This is a genomic window from Salmonella sp. SSDFZ54 (genome assembly GCF_004010735.1).
GTDB lineage: Bacteria > Pseudomonadota > Gammaproteobacteria > Enterobacterales > Enterobacteriaceae > Salmonella > Salmonella enterica.
Genome location: NZ_CP034819.1, coordinates 3,354,899 through 3,376,633, shown reverse-complemented (window position 1 = coordinate 3,376,633; position 21,735 = coordinate 3,354,899). Strand labels below are relative to the sequence as shown.

Annotated in this window: 21 protein-coding genes; 15 read left to right on the top strand and 6 right to left on the bottom strand. The window is 55.5% G+C overall.

What is annotated here, in order from left to right; all coding sequences use genetic code 11:
• Positions 1-1,245, bottom strand: a complete 1,245-nt coding sequence (gene entS, locus EOS97_RS16640) for an enterobactin transporter EntS (RefSeq protein WP_001081667.1) — start codon at positions 1,243-1,245, stop codon at positions 1-3.
• A 110-nt stretch (positions 1,246-1,355) separates the two neighbouring features.
• Here entS and fepD point away from each other — a divergent pair, with 110 nt between their 5' ends.
• Genes fepD through fepC form a run of 3 tightly spaced genes read left to right on the top strand, consistent with a single transcriptional unit; the run spans position 1,356 to position 4,143 of the window.
• Entirely contained in the window at positions 1,356-2,363 is a 1,008-nt protein-coding gene (gene fepD / locus EOS97_RS16635; RefSeq protein WP_001277876.1) for a Fe(3+)-siderophore ABC transporter permease, read from the top strand.
• The gene (fepG, locus tag EOS97_RS16630) at positions 2,363-3,352 is read left to right on the top strand and encodes an iron-enterobactin ABC transporter permease (RefSeq protein ID WP_127836215.1); all 990 of its coding nucleotides are present in this window, start codon (positions 2,363-2,365) and stop codon (positions 3,350-3,352) included. Before fepD ends, fepG begins: the two co-directional genes overlap by 1 nt.
• Positions 3,349-4,143 carry an iron-enterobactin ABC transporter ATP-binding protein gene (gene fepC, locus EOS97_RS16625; RefSeq protein ID WP_000140622.1) on the top strand — a complete coding sequence of 265 codons (795 nt, stop codon included), beginning with the start codon at positions 3,349-3,351 and terminating at the stop codon, positions 4,141-4,143. Before fepG ends, fepC begins: the two co-directional genes overlap by 4 nt.
• A 53-nt stretch (positions 4,144-4,196) precedes the next feature.
• On the opposite strand, the gene wzz(fepE) is transcribed toward fepC, so the two are convergent.
• The 4 genes from wzz(fepE) to fes form a co-directional block, all read right to left on the bottom strand.
• Complete coding sequence (gene wzz(fepE), locus EOS97_RS16620) at positions 4,197-5,333, bottom strand: LPS O-antigen length regulator Wzz(fepE) (protein ID WP_001139578.1); 1,137 nt, start codon at positions 5,331-5,333, stop codon at positions 4,197-4,199.
• 249 nt (positions 5,334-5,582) lie between these two features.
• Positions 5,583-9,467 carry an enterobactin non-ribosomal peptide synthetase EntF gene (gene entF, locus EOS97_RS16615; RefSeq protein ID WP_000194147.1) on the bottom strand — a complete coding sequence of 1,295 codons (3,885 nt, stop codon included), beginning with the start codon at positions 9,465-9,467 and terminating at the stop codon, positions 5,583-5,585.
• Positions 9,464-9,682 (bottom strand): MbtH family protein, encoded by a 219-nt coding sequence (locus tag EOS97_RS16610; RefSeq protein ID WP_000396006.1) that lies wholly within the window; start codon positions 9,680-9,682, stop codon positions 9,464-9,466. Before EOS97_RS16610 ends, entF begins: the two co-directional genes overlap by 4 nt.
• 30 nt (positions 9,683-9,712) lie before the next feature.
• Positions 9,713-10,927, bottom strand: a complete 1,215-nt coding sequence (fes, locus tag EOS97_RS16605) for an enterochelin esterase (protein ID WP_000656607.1) — start codon at positions 10,925-10,927, stop codon at positions 9,713-9,715.
• A gap of 188 nt (positions 10,928-11,115) precedes the next feature.
• Between fes and EOS97_RS16600 the strand changes: the two genes are divergently transcribed.
• The 4 genes from EOS97_RS16600 to EOS97_RS16585 all read left to right on the top strand — a co-directional run bounded on the left by EOS97_RS16600 (position 11,116) and on the right by EOS97_RS16585 (position 15,567).
• Positions 11,116-13,371 (top strand): TonB-dependent siderophore receptor, encoded by a 2,256-nt coding sequence (locus EOS97_RS16600; protein WP_001034952.1) that lies wholly within the window; start codon positions 11,116-11,118, stop codon positions 13,369-13,371.
• Between the two features lie 46 nt (positions 13,372-13,417).
• On the top strand, positions 13,418-14,122 hold the full coding sequence (entD, locus tag EOS97_RS16595; RefSeq protein WP_000958056.1) for an enterobactin synthase subunit EntD: 705 nt from the start codon (positions 13,418-13,420) through the stop codon (positions 14,120-14,122).
• A gap of 11 nt (positions 14,123-14,133) precedes the next feature.
• Positions 14,134-15,252 (top strand): YbdK family carboxylate-amine ligase, encoded by a 1,119-nt coding sequence (locus EOS97_RS16590; RefSeq protein ID WP_001196908.1) that lies wholly within the window; start codon positions 14,134-14,136, stop codon positions 15,250-15,252.
• 66 nt (positions 15,253-15,318) lie between these two features.
• Entirely contained in the window at positions 15,319-15,567 is a 249-nt protein-coding gene (locus EOS97_RS16585) for a DUF1158 family protein (protein WP_000682497.1), read from the top strand.
• Positions 15,568-15,572: 5 nt separating this feature from the next.
• Here EOS97_RS16585 and EOS97_RS16580 read toward each other — a convergent pair whose 3' ends face one another.
• Positions 15,573-15,914 carry a RamA family antibiotic efflux transcriptional regulator gene (locus tag EOS97_RS16580; RefSeq protein ID WP_000155631.1) on the bottom strand — a complete coding sequence of 114 codons (342 nt, stop codon included), beginning with the start codon at positions 15,912-15,914 and terminating at the stop codon, positions 15,573-15,575.
• 288 nt (positions 15,915-16,202) lie between these two features.
• On the opposite strand from EOS97_RS16580, the gene EOS97_RS16575 reads away from it, so the two are divergent.
• The 8 genes from EOS97_RS16575 to EOS97_RS16540 all read left to right on the top strand — a co-directional run bounded on the left by EOS97_RS16575 (position 16,203) and on the right by EOS97_RS16540 (position 21,690).
• Entirely contained in the window at positions 16,203-16,784 is a 582-nt protein-coding gene (locus EOS97_RS16575; RefSeq protein WP_000113609.1) for a TetR/AcrR family transcriptional regulator, read from the top strand.
• A complete protein-coding gene (locus EOS97_RS16570; protein WP_000348989.1) occupies positions 16,784-17,152 on the top strand; it encodes an MmcQ/YjbR family DNA-binding protein in 369 nt (122 codons plus the stop codon). Before EOS97_RS16575 ends, EOS97_RS16570 begins: the two co-directional genes overlap by 1 nt.
• Positions 17,153-17,248: 96 nt before the next feature.
• On the top strand, positions 17,249-17,902 hold the full coding sequence (gene nfsB / locus EOS97_RS16565; RefSeq protein WP_000355878.1) for an oxygen-insensitive NAD(P)H nitroreductase: 654 nt from the start codon (positions 17,249-17,251) through the stop codon (positions 17,900-17,902).
• Positions 17,903-18,101: 199 nt separating this feature from the next.
• A complete protein-coding gene (locus tag EOS97_RS16560) occupies positions 18,102-18,551 on the top strand; it encodes a PTS sugar transporter subunit IIA (RefSeq protein ID WP_001216659.1) in 450 nt (149 codons plus the stop codon).
• Complete coding sequence (locus EOS97_RS16555) at positions 18,529-18,999, top strand: PTS system mannose/fructose/N-acetylgalactosamine-transporter subunit IIB (RefSeq protein WP_000594180.1); 471 nt, start codon at positions 18,529-18,531, stop codon at positions 18,997-18,999. Before EOS97_RS16560 ends, EOS97_RS16555 begins: the two co-directional genes overlap by 23 nt.
• Positions 19,000-19,013: 14 nt before the next feature.
• The gene (locus EOS97_RS16550) at positions 19,014-19,757 is read left to right on the top strand and encodes a PTS mannose/fructose/sorbose/N-acetylgalactosamine transporter subunit IIC (protein WP_000927523.1); all 744 of its coding nucleotides are present in this window, start codon (positions 19,014-19,016) and stop codon (positions 19,755-19,757) included.
• A 2-nt stretch (positions 19,758-19,759) separates the two neighbouring features.
• Entirely contained in the window at positions 19,760-20,614 is an 855-nt protein-coding gene (locus EOS97_RS16545; protein WP_000005802.1) for a PTS system mannose/fructose/sorbose family transporter subunit IID, read from the top strand.
• 32 nt (positions 20,615-20,646) lie between these two features.
• Positions 20,647-21,690: an SIS domain-containing protein gene (locus EOS97_RS16540; protein WP_001805529.1), complete on the top strand. Its 1,044-nt coding sequence runs from the start codon at positions 20,647-20,649 to the stop codon at positions 21,688-21,690.
• Positions 21,691-21,735 lie beyond the last annotated feature (45 nt).

Here is a 21,735-nt window from a genome sequence, read left to right as displayed (position 1 = left end):
TCAGCCAGCATCGCTAACCGGCGGCGTCTGGCGAAAACGACGTAGCTCGCCCAGCACTAACAGCAGCAGCAAACCGATAATCACCAGCCCGAATCCACTCACGCTCGCGGACGCGACCGGCGTCATCATTGCGCCAAGACCGCCTAACAGCGCCGCGCCGATAGCGTCTCCCGTGACGTTTTGCGCGGTCCACAGGCCATTCATTCGCCCCAGCATATTTTCCGGCGTCTGGGTTTGCAGCAGGGTGTATTGTAATAACGAACTGATGGCGCTAAGCCAGCCAAACAGCGCCAGACAGATAACACCTGCGATCCAGACCGGCATGATGGCGAACAGCCCCACCGCCAGAAAAGAACCGACTGTCGAAACCAGCATAATGAGCCCCGGACGAACGCTATGCGCCAGTTGTCCGCTGGTCAGCGCGCCAATGGCCGCCCCCAGCGGAATTGCCGCATACAGCAAACCGATTTGCGCCGCCGACATCTGCCAGCTCATCGCCAGCGCCGGATAGAGGACGCGTACCGCGCTTGCCATCGTCACCAGACCGCCAAGCAGCGCAATACCGCCGATAAGCGGACTGGCGAGCAAAAAACGAAATGCCGCCAGTAACGCGATAAATGGATTTTCCCGCGGCTGCGGAGGAACAGGCAGTCGCGGCAGCGTCAGTAACGGCAATAGCGTAATAAACGTCCCGGCGGCCGCCAGCCCATAGTTCCAGGCTACGCCGCCGCTGGCAAGCAATATGCCCCCCAACATCGGGGAAATAACCGATCCCAGACGTACCGTCAGCATGGTAATCGCGCCAGCCTGCATCAGATTTTCTCTTCCGACCAGCGCTGGCGTCGCCGCCAGTAACGCGGTCACGCCCAGAGACGCGAAAAAGCCGTCCCACAGGCCAAGGAGATATATCGTCAGCAATGATGGTTCCGGCAACAGCGCGTTCACGCACAGGCCAATAAAGCCAATACCGCAAGTACCGCGCGCCAGCAGAATCACCTTTTTACGTTCGTAGCGATCGGCCAGTACACCGCCCACCATTAAGCCAATAAACATGGCGCCGCCGGTTAACGTTACCGACAGCCCCACCTGCCAGGTGGAGTGCGTCATCATTTGGATCTGTACCGGAACCGCCACGCCAAGCAGCCCCAGCGAGACAATAGAGATAAAACGGGCCAGAAATACTGCGCGAAATGCAGGGTGCGTCTTCAACAGGCTGAGATTGAGCAGCCAGGATTGTCGATTCATTACAACGCCTTAATGCGAGTTTTTTTAAATATCCATTCAATGGCTGCACATGCTAACATAACCAAATAAGATAGATAACGATAATTACTATCATTATCAGGGAAGTTACTATGTCATGCTCGTTTTCCGTGACGCGCGCGTTTGCCGTGCCCGGATTGTTGTTATTACTGAGTCTCGCCGCGGTTTTAAGCCTGGTCATTGGCGCGAAACCGCTGCCCGCCGCCGTCGTGCTGGAGGCGTTCACCGGCGTGTGCCAAAGCGCCGATTGCACCATCGTCCTGGATGCGCGTTTGCCGCGTACGCTGGCCGGATTACTGGCAGGCGGCGCATTGGGTCTCGCCGGGGCGCTCATGCAAACACTTACTCGCAACCCGCTCGCCGATCCGGGGATTCTGGGCGTTAACAACGGCGCCAGCTTCGCCATTGTACTGGGCGCGGCGCTGTTTGGTTTCTCCACGCCGCTGGAGCAGCTTTTCATGGCATTTAGCGGCGCGCTTATCGCATCGCTGATTGTCGCCTTCACCGGTAGTCAGGGCGGCGGCCAGTTAAGCCCGATCCGCCTGACACTGGCGGGCGTGGCGCTTGGCGCGGTACTGGAAGGACTGACCAGCGGCATCGCGCTGTTAAATCCAGAGGTCTATGATCAGCTTCGCTTCTGGCAGGCGGGATCGCTGGACATTCGCAGCCTGCAAACGTTGAAAGTCGCGCTTGCGCCCGTGGTTATCGCTGGGATCGTGGCGCTATTTCTGAGCCGTGCGCTGAATAGCCTGAGCCTCGGCAGCGATACTGCGACGGCGCTGGGGAGTAAAGTGGCGCGCACCCAACTTATCGGTTTACTGGCGATTACCGTCTTGTGCGGCAGCGCAACGGCGCTGGTCGGCCCTATCGCCTTTATTGGTCTGATGATGCCGCATATGGCGCGTTGGCTGGTGGGCGCAGACCACCGCTGGTCGCTGCCAGTGACGCTACTGGCAACCCCTGCTCTGCTGCTTTTTGCCGATATTATTGGTCGTCTGTTGGTGCCGGGCGAACTCCGCGTATCGGTCGTCAGTGCGTTTATCGGCGCGCCGGTACTTATCTTTCTGGTACGCCGTAAATCGAACGGAGGCGGCCTGTGATGTTTCTTTCTCGTCGGCTTATCGTAAGCTGCCTGATTCTGGCGGCTGGCTGCTTCGCCATTGGCTTATGGAGCCTGCAAAGCGGCGCCGTGCCTCTTGAGATCGGGCAGATTATTGCCGCGCTGCTGGGCGACGCGCCGCGTAACATCACCCTTGTCGTAACCGAATGGCGACTACCGCGCGTATTAATGGCGTTGCTGATTGGCGCTGCGCTTGGCGTCAGTGGCGCGATTTTTCAGTCGCTGATGCGTAACCCGCTAGGCAGCCCTGATGTAATGGGCTTTAATACCGGCGCCTGGAGCGGCGTACTGGTCGCAATGGTCCTGTTTGGCCAGCATCTTACCGCGATCGCGCTGGCGGCAATGGCGGGCGGTATCGTCACGTCATTGATTGTCTGGCTGCTCGCCTGGCGTAACGGGATTGAAACTTTCCGGCTGATTATCATCGGTATCGGCATCCGCGCGATGTTAGTCGCCTTTAATACCTGGCTTCTGTTGCAGGCGTCGCTGGAAACGGCGCTCACCGCCGGCTTATGGAACGCCGGGTCGCTCAACGGTCTGACATGGGCAAAAACCTGGCCTTCGGCGCCGCTGATTATTGTGATGCTGACAGTCGCCGCGCTACTGGTGCGTCGTATGCGGCTGCTGGAGATGGGCGATGACAGCGCCTGCGCGCTGGGTGTTAGCGTGGAGCGGTCACGCCTGATGCTGATGCTGGTGGCGGTGTCGCTCACCGCTGCGGCAACGGCACTGGCTGGCCCCATCTCGTTTATTGCCCTTGTCGCGCCGCACATCGCCCGCCGTCTTAGCGGCACAGCGCGCTGGGGATTAACCCAGTCGGCGCTGTGCGGCGCGTTGTTACTACTGGCCGCCGATGCGTGCGCGCAGCAACTGTTTATGCCTTATCAGCTTCCAGTGGGCGTGGTCACCGTCAGCCTCGGCGGTATTTACCTTATCGTCTTGTTAATTCAGGAGTCCCGCAAAAAATGACCGAATCCGTAGCCCGTTTGCGCGGCGACCAGTTAACGCTGGGTTATGGCAGCTATACCGTCGCAAAAAACCTTAATGTTTCGATTCCGGACGGCCATTTTACCGCCATCATCGGCCCTAACGGCTGCGGCAAGTCAACGTTGCTACGCACGCTAAGCCGTCTGATGACGCCTGTTGACGGCCATGTCTGGCTGGATGGCGAACAAATACAGCGTTACGCCAGTAAAGAGGTGGCGCGGCGCATCGGATTGCTGGCGCAAAACGCCACTACGCCGGGCGATATCACCGTACAAGAACTGGTCGCCAGAGGGCGTTATCCGCATCAGCCGTTATTTACCCGCTGGCGCAAGGAAGATGCCGACGCCGTCGCCAGTGCCATGCGTGCAACAGGTATCACCTCACTGGCGACGCAAAGCGTAGATACTCTGTCCGGCGGCCAACGTCAGCGGGCGTGGATAGCCATGGTGCTGGCGCAGGAAACGTCCATCATGCTGCTGGATGAGCCGACAACGTGGCTGGATATTAGCCATCAAATTGATTTGCTGGAGTTGTTAAGCGATCTCAACCGCGAAAAAGGCTATACGCTCGCCGCCGTCCTGCATGACCTGAATCAGGCCTGCCGATACGCCACGCATTTGATTGCATTACGCGAAGGTAACATTGTCGCACAGGGCGCGCCGAAAGAGATTGTTACCGCTGAGCTTATCGAAAAAATCTATGGGCTGCGCTGTATGATTATCGACGATCCGGTTGCCGGTACGCCGCTGGTGGTACCGCTGGGACGGCGATAGTCGTCCACACAGATGACAAAGCCGGATAATCGCTATCCGGCTTTTCGGGTAAATCAGACTAACCGTTCATCTATCGCCAGCGCGTTTTCCATTTTACGCGAGACCATCGCGTGACGCAGTAATACGCCGCCGCAGGCCATCATACCGCCAATCAACGCCGCCAGGATAATAATGACCGCTTTACCCGGGCCATCTTTTTTCACTGGCAGAGACGGCGACAGTTGATATTTAAACGGGGTAAACTTCACGTCGCTCACATTCATTGCCGCCAGTTGTTCAACATGGTATTGACGGTTACGCAAATCACCGTCGATCTCGGCCACGTCCGTTACCCCTTTTTCAATTTCCAGTTTGCGGGAAATACCATCCGCGCCGAGAGAAATAGAAAAATCCGGATCATCTTTTACCGCCTGACCATTGCTGTAAACCGGTCTCTTAATGCCGGCGGCGTTGGCGATTTCCAGCGAATAATGAAGACGTTGAATATTGGCATCAAGCTGGTTTTTGAGACGCACCCGATCCATCGCCAGCTTTTCCTGCTCGTAGCGGGTTTTGATTTCCAGCTGGTTACGAATATTTTCCAGCGTCTCTTTCACGACGATATCAGAGATGTACTTAATATAGCCAGCTAACACTTTTTGCGCTTCTTCCCGCGTCGGCGCGGTAAAACTCAATGTCCACGACGTGAATAACGACGTTTCATTTTTCTTGCCGGCATTGCTGTCCACCGCTTTCATTTTTTCGCTCAGCAGGACAATCGCCCGGTGAAGATCCTGCTCGTCTATTTGCGCGCCTTTTAATTGATCCATGACATACGGAGAAGAACGAAGATATTCTTCCAGCAGCGAGGGCGAGCTAAACTTTTTAATAAACAGATTAAATACGCTGGCCCGATCAACGCTTACCTCCATATCCAACACGCGCAGCGCGGTCAACGTTCTCTCCAGCCCCTGCCACTGTACCGACTCCGCCGGTGTGACAATCGCCTGGCTGGTCCATTTTTGCGGCAGCAGAAAGGACAGAAGCAACCCCACGCACGCAAAGGCGAAAACGGTAGCAAGAATACGACGTTTCGCCTGCCATAACACCTCTATAAGGCTAAACAAATCGATTTCATGACTGTTGGCGGGCGGCAGTGAATAACCTGCAAATGACTGATTTTTTTCTTGTTTTACATTAAGAGATGGCATGCCGTATGACCTGAAAACTTTATCCAATGAAAGAACACATTCCTGTCAGAGATTCTAACAGCAAGTCAGAATTATCCGAAACAATCTTTACGCGCCAGTGCCCGAAAAGCTAAATATTCGGAATTAAACTTGCCTGTAGCATGTATCACTTATGTTAAAAGAATTAATAGTTGCAATAAAAAACCCATAATAATTAGTAATTATTATGGGTTTCAGGATTTAATTTGCTAAAGGCAGAAACAACGCCCGTTATTTATTAATAAGTTCGCTGATGATGGGCCCGATAGTTTCAAAAGCGGAGGGAGAAATAATATCTACATGCGCGCACGGCTGGCGATAAATAGCCAACGACGCTATCCACGGCGACCAGCTCTGTTCAGGCGATACGCCTTCCGGCACCGTTTTATCCGCCACAAAGAGCGTAGCATGTCCATCAAACGGTACGCTATGCGCCGTCGTCAGCAAACGGACGGCATCCGCATAATTGCCTTCAATGGCGGTAAATAAGGCTTCGGAGGCATTTCCCTGCTGCGCGGCGACAAACGCAGCGCGTTCACGTTCAATTTCCGCCAATACGTCCGGATTGAGGCCATTCGCCTCTTTTTCTCGCCAGTTTTGCGTTTCCGGCGGCCAGGTGTCCAGTAACCCCAAAAACGCCACCGTTTCGCCGCGTGCGCGCAACCGGGCGGCGATCCCTTGCGCCAGCGTCCCGCCCAGCGAATAGCCTAATAAATAATAAGGGCCATGCGGCTGCCGGGCGAGCAATGTCGCCAGATGATGTTCACATACCTCATCAAGGGTGGTTGCGGTTTGCATAGGGCCAGCGGGGCGCGGCGACTGAATCCCCATAATCGACCACGACGGGCTGAGATAGCGTGATAATACGCTAAATTGCCAGGCGAACCCCGACGCCGGATGGAAACAAAATAACGTTGGACCATCGCTTTCACGCAGCGGCAACAGCGGCCCGAACCCCAGATTGCGCGAGCGTTCGTCATCGTCAGTATCGAGCAGCTTACTTAACTGCGCCACGTCAGACGCCACCATCACCTGCCCCGGCGTCACCTGGCGGTTAAACGTCTGACTTAGCTGCGCGGCCAGTTTCATCGCCAGCAGCGAATGTCCGCCCAGCGCAAAGAAATCACTTTCAACGTCGTTAATCTCACAGCCCAGCAGGCGGGAAAACGCCGCGGCGACAGCAATCTCCGTTGCGGACTGCGGCGCACGCCCTTTCACGCGCGGCGTCAGGTCCGGCAGCGGCAGGGCTTTACGATCCAGCTTGCCATTAGCGCTAAGCGGCAAACCGGCAAGTTGCAACAACACAACCGGCACCATATGCGCGGGAAGTTTTTGACGTAATTTTTCCTGCAGCGCCGGTAAATCCAGCGGCAAACCGGAGTGCGACACCAGATAGCCGACCAGTTGCCGGGCATCCCCGCCCGTCGCCGCCGCCTGATTAAAGACGCAGGCATGTGCTACCGCCTGTTCAACATCCGGCAGCGTTTGCATGACGCGGTCAATCTCGCCCAGTTCAATACGTTGGCCCCGAATTTTGAGCTGATCGTCGCTGCGCCCCAGGTATTCTACCGCGCCGGAATCCAGCCAGCGCGCCACATCTCCGGTACGGTACATCCGTTCGCCTGGCGCAAAAGGATCGGCGATAAAACGGCTGGCGGTAAGATCCGGACGCCCCAGATAACCCTGCGCCAGTTGGATACCGGTAAGATAGAGATCGCCAGCCACGCCCGGCGGCACCGGCTGCATATGCGCATCGAGAATACGTAAACCGGTATTCCAGACGGGATAACCAATCGGGATGCTGTTGCCGTCAACAGCCGCCAGCTCATCGCCACAGGCCGGATACCAGCTCACATCCACCGCGGCCTCCGTTGGCCCGTACAGATTGTGTAGCGGCGCGTTGGTTAACGTCTCCCATTCGCGGCACAGCGCCGTCGGCAGGGCCTCGCCGCTACAGAAAACGCGCTTTAAGGAAGCGCAGCTTTTCCCCGCCGACGCTGGCGTGAGCGAGGCAATAAAGGCCGCCAGCATCGACGGCACAAAATGAGTGGTCGTGACGCCGTATTGCGCAAAGAACCGTTGCATCGCGAGCGGGTCGCGGTGCGCTTCCGGCTCGGCCATCACCAGTTTCGCCCCAGCGATAAACGGCCAGAAAAACTCCCATACTGAGACGTCAAAACTGCACGGCGTTTTTTGCGCTACTACATCATCCGCCGTCAACGGATAGTGATCCTGCATCCACAGCAGCCGGTTAACTATCGCCGTTTGTCCCACCATCACCCCTTTCGGCCTGCCCGTCGAGCCAGAGGTGAAAATGATGTAAGCGGTATGATGCGGTAACGACAGCCCCAGCGGAGTGGCGTCACTGACCGGTAGCGGTTGGCTATAACACAAATATTCCATCCCCGGAATATCGTGAAAACGCGCCAGCTGCGCCTGAGTCGTAATTAACAGTTTCGGCTGCGCATCTTCCAGCATCATTCGCAGCCGATCGTCAGGATAACCGGTATCCAGCGGCAGCCAGGCGGCACCCGCCTCGACAATGCCATGCAGAGCTAAGGTCAGGAAAACCGACCGCGGCAACGCCACCGCCACGCTATCGCCAGGCTGAACGCCGCGTTCCCGCAGCGCGTATGCCAGCGCCACAACCTGTTCGCGCATTTCACGGTAGGTAAAGTGATAATGCGCATCTGCCAACGCGGAAGCCTCTGGCGTTTTTTGCGCCTGCTGCGCCACCAAATCGCTAAGCGTGGCGGCGGGAATCGTTACCGCCGTATTATTAAGGTGTGTTAATTGCGTTTGTTCTTCCGCCAGCAGCATTTGCGCATCGCCGCAGCGCAGCGCCGGGTTATCCGCAAACTGCGTGATAAGAGCCATCAACCGTAAGGCATGGCGGGAGAGCGTGGCGCCATCGTAACGCTGTGCATTCGCCAGCAATTCAATATCCAGACCGCCGTTTTCATCCGGAAAAAGCGCCAGTTCAAGATCGTTAACCGGCCCCGTCGCCAGGGTATGGGTTTGCGCCTGTATGCCAGGAAGATCCAGATGATAATCAAATACTTTTATATTGAGCACCGGGCCAAATAGCGGCGTCTCCCCTGCGGCTCGCCCGCTATCGCGTACAATCTGTTCGGCGTCGTAACGCTGGTGGCGGCGCATCTTCTTTAACTGCGCCGCAAGACGCTTCGCCAGTGTTGGCAGATCTTCCGTCGCATGAAGGTTCACCGCCAGCGGCAACACGTTAAGGACAGGCCCGGTCGCCGTTAACGCCGCCGATCCCATCCGCCGCATAAAGATAAATCCAGCGGCATAATCCATTCGCCCGCATAATCGTCCCAGCCACAACGTCACCAGCGCCAGGGTAAGATCCGCTCGCGGTATCTCAGGCATGTGCGCCGCCAGTTGGCGAAACGCCCCCGCCGGCGCGCTCAATTTCATACGCAGAACATCCGCGCTCGCCGACCGCCCCGGCAACGGCGCGGCAGAAATTGACGCCGGCGGCGGCAGCTCGCGGCGCTGCTGCGCCCAGAAGGCGCCGTCACGCTGCCAGGCCTCGCTCTGGCGATAGCGCTGATATTCCTCGACCACATCCGCAAAGGGGGTAAAAGGCGACTCCGGCGTAGGGGCGTCGCTCTGCCAGGCGCGATAAATCGCCGCAATCTGGCGGGTTATCGCCGGGAAACTAAAGCCATCCACCAGCAAATGGTGATAGCGCTGATACCAATACCAGCGGGTATCATCAATGCGGATTAACTGGTGAAACGCCAGCGGCTTACCGCTATCTGCACGCAGGTTTTGCCGTAAATCCGCCTGCATTAACGCCAGCGCCGCGTGATGCGGATCGGGCTGGTCGCGTAAATCGGCAATCGGGGGCTCGCCGAAGGTGTGCTCAGGATCTATCCATTGCCAGACCTCGCCGTTCTCTTCGGTAAAACGCATCCGTAGCGTATCCGCCTGTTGCATCCCTACCGCTACCGCTTTTGCCAGCAAGGGGGCATCCAGCTCGCCGTTCAGTTCCACGTAGTGCGCCACGCTCCAGGCGGAGGGTAAATCAGAGAGTTTTTCCGCCATCCAGATCCCCGGCTGAGCGGCGACTAACGGTAAACGCTGCGTCATTTCGCCTCCTGCTTATCGGCATAATGCGCCGGATTCAGTGTTGTCCAGCGCGTATTAAGCCACTGCTGGCACGCGTCCTGCGATTGCGGTTCGCATACCACGTCCCAGCCTGCGGGAAGCGCACATGCCGCTGGCCAAAGGCTGAATTGACGCTGCGCATTTTGCAGGATGTAAAACTGTCCCTGCGGATTATCGAAGGGATTACTGAATTCCATACTCAACTCCTGTCATGGACATGTGCCCGGTTAAAGCGTGTCGATAAGCGGCTGCCAAAGCAGCATCAGCCCTTGCGTTAGCCCGCCGCGCCAGCAAAGCGCATCGTGTCCGCCGTCAACCTGACGCCAGAAAATGGACTGCTGCGAGGTGTTCAGTTGGGCATAAAGCGCCTGATTTGCCTGAAACACGATCGGCTCACGCACGCCGGCTTCCAGTACGATACGCAGTCCGCGCGCGCATAATGCGCCGGTTTTCAGCCGGGTAATGACTTCCCCCTCCGGCGGGGTGATGCAATGAGGCCACCAGAACGATCCTGACTGGCTTAGTACACAGCCAAAACGCGTCGGCCAGTTCAGGCCGGCATACAGCGCCGACAGGCCGCCAAAACTCTGTCCGGCGACCACCGTTCGCCCGGCATCATCGCTAAAAGGCGTCACGGCTCTGACTTGCGGCAACAGTTCCTGCTGCACCGCCAGCCAGAAGTCGGCATTGCAGGGCAACTCCTGGCTGCGGTGTTGAGTATCAATCGCGTCAATCAGCAGGTAGACGGCACCAGGAAGCAGGCGTTGATGAGTCAGCGAGGCGAGCGCGGGCCAGACGGGCATATTTTCTGCCCAGAATTGACCGTCCAGCAGAATAGCCAACGGTCTTTCCTCCGGCGCCTCGTCTCCGGTCGTCAATATCCATACGCGGCGGGAGTTACCCAGACGTTCGCTATGCCACTGCATCATCAAAGGCGGCGAGTACGGCGTTTCAGGACGATCCCATCCCGGCTGAAGGGGCGCATCCGGCATTTCCAGCGCTGAAACCGCATGACCACGTCCTCCCCGCCAGCTTCGCGAATTAAGCGGGTCGGCAATCGCCTGCGGTAATAGCTGTCGCCAGCCTTCACGCAGCGCGTTCCGATCGGGCGTTTCGCCCGGCGCAAAAGCGGCAAAAACGTCATCGCGTTCGGTAGGAATAAAACAGTAGCTGCCGCGCCAGTTAGCGCTAAGCGCCGTACTCCAGCGCCAGACATCCGTTCCGGCAATACGCGCCATCGTCTGAGGCTGCACGTTTTGATGATGATCGGTTACGCCAGTGATGTAGACCCAGACACGCCGTATCGGGGAGTGTGTTTCGTTTCCCTGCGGGTCGCGCCACCAAAAAGTGACCCGATAATTTCCGTCTTTTTCCCGTATCCATTCCGGCCCGGTTTTCGTCCTCCACCAGGCCTCACTTCCCGTTGCCAGCGCCTCTTTCATTATAACCCTGTGTTTATTATGAATTTTGTATATAAAAGGTGAAATATATTGATAATATTATTGATAACTATTTGCATTTGCAATAGCGTATTGTCGCGCTATGGGACGCGCGAACACAATTTCACCACCCGGCCAATGCCTTTGACGGGCGCTTTGGCTTATGTGGCTAAAGAAAAGCAGGATATACAATGAACAAGAAGATTCATTCCCTGACCTTACTGGTCAATTTAGGGATTTACGGGGCCGCTCTGCCCGTGATGGCGGAAGACAAAACCGATAGCGCTGCGCTCACCAATGAAGACACCATCGTGGTGACCGCTGCCCAGCAAAACCTACAGGCGCCAGGCGTATCCACCATCACCGCCGATGAGATCCGCAAAAATCCGCCCGCGCGCGACGTGTCAGAAATCATCCGCACCATGCCAGGCGTAAACCTGACCGGCAACTCCACCAGCGGTCAGCGCGGGAATAACCGCCAAATCGATATTCGCGGCATGGGGCCGGAAAACACCCTCATCCTGATAGACGGTAAACCCGTCACCAGCCGTAACTCGGTGCGCCTGGGCTGGCGCGGCGAACGCGATACCCGCGGCGATACCGCGTGGGTGCCGCCGGAGATGATCGAACGCATTGAAGTGCTGCGTGGCCCTGCCGCCGCACGCTACGGTAACGGCGCGGCGGGTGGCGTGGTCAATATCATTACCAAAAAAGGCGGTAGCGAGTGGCACGGTTCCTGGAATACCTATTTCAACGCGCCGGAACATAAAGACGAAGGCGCGACCAAACGCACTAACTTTAGCCTGAACGGCCCGCTGGGCGGGGATTTCAGCTTCCGTCTGTATGGCAACCTCGACAAAACGCAGGCGGATGCGCGTAATATTAACCAGGGGCATCAGTCTGAACGTACCGGGAGTTACGCCGACACGCTACCGGCAGGACGCGAGGGGGTCATTAACAAAGATATCAACGGTGTGGTTCGTTGGGATTTTGCTCCGCTTCAGTCTCTGGAGCTGGAGGCCGGTTACAGTCGCCAGGGCAACCTCTATGCCGGCGATACTCAGAACACCAATACGAACCAACTGGTGAAAGATAATTACGGAAAAGAGACGAACCGCCTCTATCGGCAGAACTACTCTCTGACCTGGAACGGCGGCTGGAATAATGGCGTAACCACCAGTAACTGGGTGCAATACGAACATACCCGTAACTCCCGGATGCCGGAAGGCCTGGCAGGCGGCACCGAAGGAATTTTCGATCCCAAAGCATCGCAAAAATATGCCGATGCCGATTTGAATGACGTCACCCTACACAGCGAAGTGAGCCTTCCTTTCGATCTGCTGGTCAATCAAAACCTGACGCTGGGTACCGAATGGGCCCAACAGCGTATGAAAGACGAGCTCTCCAACTCGCAAACCTTTATGGGGGGAAATATCCCGGGTTACAGCAGTACCAATCGTAGCCCCTATTCAAAAGCGGAAATTTTCTCTCTGTTTGCTGAAAACAACATGGAACTGACCGACAGCACCATGCTGACGCCGGGGCTACGTTTCGATCATCACAGTATTGTGGGGGATAACTGGAGCCCGTCGCTGAACCTGTCGCAAGGTCTGGGGGATGACTTTACCCTGAAAATGGGAATCGCCCGCGCTTATAAAGCCCCGAGTCTGTACCAGACTAACCCAAACTATATTTTGTACAGTAAAGGTCAGGGTTGCTACGCGACTGGCGCGGGTACCGGCATCGGCTGCTATATGATGGGTAACGATGATCTGAAAGCCGAAACCAGCATCAATAAAGAGATCGGTCTGGAATTTAAACGCGATGGCTGGCTGGCCGGCATCACCTGGTTCCGCAATGATTACCGCAATAAGATTGAAGCGGGTACGGTGCCGTTGCAGCGTATCAACAACGGCAAAACGGATGTTTATCAGTGGGAGAACGTGCCGAAAGCGGTCGTTGAAGGTCTGGAAGGCACGTTAAACGTACCGGTTAGCGACACCGTCAACTGGACGAATAACGTTACGTATATGCTGCAGAGCAAAAACAAAGAGACCGGCGAACGCCTGTCGATTATTCCACAGTACACGCTTAACTCAACCCTGAGCTGGCAGGTACGTCAGGACGTTTCTCTGCAATCGACCTTCACCTGGTACGGCAAACAAGAGCCGAAGAAATATGATTATCAGGGTAACCCCGTTACCGGAACAGATAAGCAAGCGGTCAGCCCATACAGTATTGTTGGCCTGAGCGCGACCTGGGACGTGACCAAAAATGTCAGCCTGACCGGTGGCGTGGATAACCTCTTTGACAAACGTCTGTGGCGTGAAGGTAACGCGCAAACCGTCAGGGATACTCAAACTGGCGCTTATATGGCGGGCGCTGGCGCGTACACCTATAACGAACCGGGACGTACGTGGTATATGAGCATTAATACCCATTTCTGATGGCAACCTTCCCTCCCTCATTCGGGGAGGGAATTAGCAAAAAACGATGCTGACATCTCATTTTCCCCTTCCCTTTGCCGGACACAGGCTGCATATCGTCGACTTTGATGCGAGCAGCTTTCACGAACACGACCTGTTATGGCTGCCTCATCACGATCGGCTCCGGTCTGCCGGACACAAGCGTAAAGCTGAACATCTGGCAGGCCGCATCGCCGCCGTTCATGCGCTACGCGAGGTGGGCGTCAGGGCGGTGCCCGGTATTGGCGAGAAGCGACAGCCGCTATGGCCGGACGGCCTATTTGGCAGCATCAGCCACTGTGCGTCAACGGCGCTGGCCGTGATATCCCGACAGCGTATCGGCATTGATATAGAAAAAATCATGAGTCAGCACACGGCGACAGAGCTGGCGCCGTCCATTATTGATAGCGATGAGCGCCAAATTCTCCAGGCGAGCTCGCTCCCTTTTCCGCTTGCCCTGACGCTGGCTTTCTCCGCCAAAGAGAGCGTTTATAAAGCCTTTTCAGACTGCGTCACGCTCCCGGGATTCGATAGCGCAAAAGTTACCTCGCTTACCGCCACGCACATCTCGTTATATCTGCTGCCAGCCTTTGCCGCCACGATGGCTGAACGTACCGTCCATACAGAATGGTTTCAACGTGACAATAGCGTTATTACTCTAGTTTCTGCAATAACGCGCTTTCCCCACGACAGGAGCGCTCCCGCTTCTATACTTAGCGCAATACCCCGATAAATGAGATCGCTATGGCGCTGAATGATTTTCACGTTTCTGAACCTTATACGCTTGGTATTGAGCTGGAGATGCAGGTGATCAATCCACCTGGCTACGATTTAAGTCAGGACTCTTCTACGCTGATCGACGCCGTTAAGCCCCAACTTACTGCGGGAGAAATTAAGCACGATATCACCGAAAGTATGCTGGAGATGGCCACGGGCGTCTGCCGCGATATTGACCAGGCGGCGGCCCAACTTTCTGCCATGCAGCACGTTATTTTACAGGCGGCGTCGGAACACCATCTCGGCATTTGCGGCGGCGGTACGCACCCTTTTCAAAAATGGCAGCGTCAGGAGGTCTGTGATAATGAGCGCTATCAACGTACGCTGGAAAATTTCGGCTACTTAATTCAACAGGCGACGGTTTTCGGCCAGCATGTCCACGTCGGCTGCGCGAATGGCGACGATGCGATTTATCTTTTACACGGGCTGTCGCATTTTGTGCCGCACTTTATTGCGCTCTCCGCCGCGTCCCCCTATATGCAAGGATCTGACACCCGTTTTGCCTGCGCGCGCCTGAATATTTTTTCCGCTTTTCCCGATAACGGTCCCATGCCGTGGGTCAGTAACTGGCAAGAGTTTGCCGGACTATTTCGCCGTCTGTCTTACACCACGATGATCGACAGCATCAAAGATTTGCACTGGGATATCCGCCCCAGCCCGGCCTTTGGCACGGTAGAAGTTCGGGTGATGGATACGCCGCTCACCCTTGATCATGCCATCAATATGGCAGGGTTGATTCAGGCGACCGCGCACTGGCTGCTGACCGAGCGTCCCTTTAAACCGCAGGAACAAGACTATCTGTTATATAAATTCAACCGTTTTCAGGCTTGCCGCTATGGTCTGGAGGGCGTGCTAACCGATGCCTATACCGGCGACCGCCGTCGCCTGGCAGATGATACGCTGCGTCTGCTGGACAACGTTACCCCCTCTGCGCGCAAGCTGGGCGCCGACAGCGCCATTGACGCGCTACGTCTGCAGGTGAAAAAAGGCGGTAACGAAGCGCAATATATGCGGGAGTTTATTGCCGACGGCGGATCGCTGATAGGTCTGGTACAAAAACATTGTGAAATCTGGGCGGGACAATAGACAGCATATTTGCCTTACCAGGCGATATCCCAGACAATGGCGTTTTAACTTACGTTTAACAAAGCCATGAAACACCCGCTTGAATCATTGATGACCGCTGCCGGTATTTTGCTGATGGCGTTGCTCTCCAGCCTGCTGCTGCCCGCCCCTTCGCTCGGCCTTGCGCTGGCGCAAAAACTGGTCGGGATCTTTCATCTTATGGATCTCAACCAGCTTTATACTTTGTTGTTTTGTTTATGGTTTCTGTTGCTCGGCGCGCTGGAATATTATGTCATTCGCTTTATCTGGCGGCGCTGGTTTTCGCTGGCCGATTAAACATTTCAATGCGTACGGCCATGCTTTTCTTTACGATAAGCGCCTGGCGGCAGGTTGAACGTGCGGGTAAAAATGCGCGTAAAGGTTTGCTGCGAATCAAAACCATACTTGAGACAAATATCATACACCTTCTGGTCGGTGTCGAGCAGGTCGCGCGCCGCCAGTTTTAGCTTCCGTTCACGCACGTAGCGCCCCAGACTCTCCCCTTTGTACTGCATAAAAAGGCGCTGCAGGTGCCACTTGGAATACCCCGCATGACGGGCAATATCATCAATACGTAACGGCTGATTCAAATTATCATCAATCCACTCGACAATCGTGTCGATAACCTGAGCGGAAATGGTCATCGTGCTCTCCCCTCTATCAAACTCGTCAGCGGCTCCCGCACCGCACATTTACGGCAACAGCAATAAGCATAGTAATAACCACATAAATTGTGAGACGGCTTATCGCATGGCCTGCAATATGCTTTTCTACCACTTCATGCGGCAGCCCTTGATTATGAGTGAGTAAGCACTCATTATAGAAAGCAAAGATACGCCGTCAAGGTACTTTTCAAAGGTTGACATTCACCGTTGCGACGCGACAACGGGCATGATTCAATCATGTTTTTCCAGACATAAGGGTAACGTGTAGTGGCTCGTCCGAAGAGTGAAGACAAAAAACAAGCATTACTGGAAGCGGCAACCCAGGCGATAGCGCAATCCGGTATCGCCGCCTCAACGGCGGTGATTGCGCGTAACGCAGGTGTTGCAGAAGGAACATTGTTTCGCTATTTCGCGACCAAAGATGAGCTGATTAACACGTTGTATTTGCATTTAAAGCAGGATCTCTGCCAGTCAATGATAATGGAGCTGGATCGATCCATTACCGATGCCAAAATGATGACTCGTTTTATCTGGAACAGTTACATCAGTTGGGGTCTGAACCATCCCGCGCGCCATCGGGCGATCCGTCAACTGGCCGTCAGCGAAAAGCTCACCAAAGAGACGGAACAACGGGCCGACGATATGTTCCCCGAATTGCGCGATTTATGTCATCGTTCCGTTTTGATGGTATTTATGTCGGATGAGTACCGCGCCTTCGGCGACGGCCTTTTTCTGGCGCTGGCTGAAACAACAATGGATTTCGCCGCGCGCGATCCCGCTCGCGCTGGCGAATATATTGCGCTGGGATTCGAAGCCATGTGGCGCGCGCTGACTCGCGAGGAGCAATAATGGACGGTCAAACACTGCACGCCTGTGCAAAACGCTTTGCGCTGGAACTGCCTTTTACCGAACACTGCTGGCCTTTCGGCCCACAGTACGATGTGTTTAAAGTCGGCGGCAAAATATTCATGCTGTTCACTGAACATCACTGTCGCCCAGTGGTGAACCTGAAGTCGGATCCCCAAAAATCCCTGGTAAATCAACAAATTTACCCCAGCATTGCGCCTGGCTATCACATGAATAAGAAACACTGGATTTCAGTCTATGCGGGCGAGGATATCACCGTCTCGCTACTCAACGATTTGATAAATGACTCATGGAATCTGGTCGTAGACGGGTTGCCTAAAAGAGAGCAACTGCGCCTGCGACCGCGCTGATGCAATAACCGTTTCCGCATTTTCCTCCCTTATCTTTTTACCGATAACCCGGTACCCTGCTGATACAAAAGGGTACTAAACCAACCAGGAGCATTTATGGATATCGTTTCTGTCGCCTTACAGCGCTACTCCACTAAGGCGTTCGATCCCAGCAAAAAACTGACCGCCGAAGAAGCGGATAAAATAAAAACACTACTACAGTACAGCCCCTCCAGCACCAATTCCCAGCCGTGGCACTTTATTGTCGCCAGTACGGAAGAAGGCAAAGCGCGTGTCGCAAAATCCGCCGCCGCCAATTATGTGTTTAACGAACGTAAAATGTTAGACGCCTCCCATGTGGTGGTCTTCTGCGCGAAAACCGCGATGGATGACGCATGGCTTGAGCGCGTCGTCGATCAGGAAGAAGCCGATGGCCGTTTCGCTACGCCGGAAGCTAAAGCGGCAAATGATAAAGGTCGCCGCTTTTTCGCCGATATGCACCGCGTCTCGCTGAAAGATGACCACCAGTGGATGGCGAAACAGGTCTATCTGAACGTCGGCAACTTTCTGCTGGGCGTCGCCGCGATGGGTCTCGACGCCGTCCCCATTGAAGGTTTCGACGCCGAGGTGCTCGACGCTGAATTTGGTCTGAAAGAAAAAGGCTATACCAGTCTGGTCGTGGTGCCGGTCGGCCATCATAGCGTCGAGGATTTCAACGCCGGGCTGCCGAAATCACGTCTGCCGCTTGAAACCACACTGACGGAAGTCTAATCCCCTACCTAAGCCGGACGCCCGTCCGGCTTTTTTCACCTTTCTGCCAGGTTCCTCAATGATCAATGGCGCGAAGTGCCAGGTTTTACATCGCTAGTGTTAACTTCCTCTTTCAACCTATTGAAAATAAATAATATTTAAAACTGGCACGCCGTTTGCCATATCTGGATACCCCCTATCTGGATGAAGGAGAAAACGGGTGAGACATGTTTATGTAGCCAGCCATGGCCCTTTTGCCCGCGGACTTATTAACAGTCTATCGCTGCTGATTGGCGACGAACACGGCGTGACACCGGTTTGCGCCTACGATGGCGATATTGTCACCACGGAGCAGCTTGAACAAACCCTCGAAAATCTGATCGCGCAGGCCAACGGCGAAGAAGTGGTGGTGTTTACCGATCTGCTCGGCGGCAGCATCAACAATAGCGCCGCGAAAGTGCTGATGCGTCACCGTCACGTTTTTGTGGTGGCTGGCGTCAACATGACCCTGCTGCTGGAGTTTTTACTCTGTGAAGAAGAAAGCACAGACGCGGCCATTACCTACGCCACCAATGCGGCGCGTGAATCCATTGTCTTTATCAACACGCTAATAACACAACCATCCGCTGACCTACAGGGAGAATCCCATGATCAAATTAGTGCGCATTGATTACCGCCTGCTGCACGGCCAGGTGGTCTTCGCCTGGACCCGGGCGCTGGATATCGACCATATCATCGTCGCTAACGCCAACGCCGCCAGCGACGCGTTTGTCTCTATGTCATTAAGTCTGGCAAAACCCGCTGGCGTGTCGCTGGACATTATCACGGTGGAACAGGCGGCGGAAAAACTCGCCAGCGGCAAGCTGGATCACAAAAAAGTGATGGTGGTGCTGGGCAATACCGCCGAAACCCTCGCCTTCGCCGAGAAAGTGCCAGGGATTAGCGTTATCAACTACGGCGGTATCGCGCAAAAAGAGGGCGCACAGCAGTTCGGCAAAGCCATATACCTGACCGAGCAGGAGATTGCCGATAGCCAGGCGCTAAAAGCCAAAGGCATCCGTCTGGAAATGCGCCAGGTTCCGGCCCATTCCGCCGAATTGCTTAACGATAAACTCTGAACCCGGAGGTCACTATGTTGCTCACCGCAACGCTGCTCGGCCTGATTGCCGCACTGGGCATTCTTGACGGGCGTTTACTCGGCGTGTCGATGATTGACCGTCCGCTGGTGATGTGCGCCCTCACCGGTCTGGTCTGCGGCAATTTACACGAAGGCATTCTGATCGGCGCGACGCTGGAACTGATCTTTTTAGGTAATGTCGCTATCGGCGCCGCGGTACCGCCTGATGTCGTCACCGGTTCGGTACTGGCGACCGCGTTTTCTATTATGTCCGGGCGCGGGCCCGAAGCGGCGCTGACCATCGCGATTCCTATCTCTATGCTGGCGCAGACCCTCGGCGTCCTGGTGCGCGTGGTTAACGCCCGCTTTGGCCACATGGCCGATCGTTATGCGGCGCAGGGTAATACCCGGATGGTTGCCGTTATGCACCTGGGGGGCCCAACGCTGCTCTATTTTCTAAGCGGTTTTCTGCCGGTCTTTTTCGCCATTTTGCTCGGTTCTGCCGCCGTCACCTGGTTCCTCGACGCCATTCCCGCCTTTATTACCAATGGCCTGGTTGTCGCCAGTAAGATTTTGCCGGCGCTGGGTTTCGCGTTGCTGATCAGCATGATGCTTAGCAGCAAATTAATGCCTTACCTTGGGCTGGGCTTTCTGATCGCCGCATATACCAAACTGGACATCATCGCCATCGCGCTGTTTGCCGTGGTGTTGGCTTTCATTATCAGCCAGTTTCTTAACACATCCCAACAGGAGGGCTAATCATGAGTGAAGTGACGCAGACCCTGATCGACGACGCACAGGCTCACTCGCAAAGCGAAAGCCGCATCACCGCCCGCGATTTACGCAGCGTTTTCTGGCGCTCCTTTACGTTGCAAGGATCGTGGAACTATGAACGCCAGCAGCATATGGGCTATGCCTTCGCTATGTCGCCAGCGCTAAAGCGTATCTACCAGGACCCAGCCGAACTGGGGCGCGCCTTACAGCGCCATCTGGTGCTGTTTAATACCACGCCGCATCTGTCAACGTTTGTCTTTGGCCTGTCGATTGCGATGGAGGAGGAAAATCAACGCAACCCGGACTTTAACGAAGAGTCGATCAATGCCGTTAAAACCAGCCTGATGGGGCCGCTGGCCGGGATCGGCGATTCCATCTTTTGGGGATCGCTGAAAGTTATCGCCGCCGGGATGGGGATCTACTTTGCCCAGCAGGGCAGCATTCTGGGGCCGATTCTCGCCCTACTGGTCTATAACATTCCGCACATCCTCTGCCGCTGGTACGCCCTCAAACTGGGCTACCGGGCGGGGACCACCTGGCTGATGCGCCTCTGGCAAAGCGGGCTGATGGACAGGGTGACTTATATCGCGTCAATCGTCGGGTTGATGGTCGTCGGCGCCATGACCGCCAGCATGATCGACATTACAACCCCGCTGAGCTTTACCGCCGGGCAGACTACCATGAAAGTGCAGGATTTTATTGACAAAATCCTCCCTTCCCTGCTGCCGCTGCTCTTCACGCTCGGCATGTACAAACTTATCCGTAAGGGCGTGAACATTAACTGGATCCTGTTAGGCACCGTCGCGTTTGGGCTTCTTGCCAGCGCGCTGGGCCTGCTTTGACGAGAGGTAACACTATGCAAGTAGAAGACTATATGAACGAGACGCCCCTTCGCCTGCTGGAGATGCTGACGCAGACGCGGGAAGATCTCTGGCGCGCGGCGCAGGCGCTAACGGAACGCGGCGTAACCCGCATTATTCTGACAGGCTCCGGCACGTCATACCACGGCGCGCTGACCGCTCGCGCGTTTATGCAGCGCTGGTGCGCATTGCCGGTGGATGTCTGCTGGCCGTTTATGCTTGACGACGAGACGCTTGCCCGCAGCGGCAAGGCGCTGGTTGTCGGCATCTCCCAGGGCGGCGGCAGCCTCTCAACGCTGGCGGCGATGGAGCGCGCCCGCAATGTTGGTCATATCACCGCCTCAATGGCTGGCGTGGCGCCTGCGACTATCGACCGGGCGGCGGATTATATCCTTACCGTTCCCTGCGGCGAAGAAACCGCTGGCGCGAAAACAAAAGGCTATCACTGCACGGTTCTCAATTTGATGCTGCTGGCGCTCGCCGTCGCCGGGCAGCAACAGCGGCTGGACGGCGAACAGCGCCGGTCACTGCTGCTACGGATGGAAAAGACCTTTAACCACCTGCCCGCGCTGATTACCGCCTCGCAGGCGTGGGCGCAAACCAATGCGCTGGCGCTGCGCGATAGCGCAGATATTCGTCTGACCGGCCCGGCAACGCTGTTCGGTACGGTGCAGGAGGGCGCGCTCAAGATGCTGGAGACGTTGCGCTGCCCGGTGTCGGGCTACGAATTCGAGGAGTTTATTCACGGTATTTACAATGCCTTTAATGCGCAATCCGCACTCATTATGCTCGACCCGCAGCCTGACGCGCGTCAGGATCGGCTGGTGCAAATACTCGGTGAGTGGACGCCGTCTATTTACCGCATCGGCCCGCAGGTAGAAAATAATGGTCTGAATCTGAATTTCCCGTTTGTCAATGATGAGGACTTTGCCGTCTTTGAATATATCATTCCGCTACAAATGCTATGCGCGATATTACCCCCGCAAAAAGGCATTAATCCGGCGATACCCAAAGATCCGCAATTCCATCAAAAAATGAAAAGTAAGCAAGAAATTTAATTTTTATTAATGCTCGTTATTATCCGCGCTGTTGCGGAGGACGCG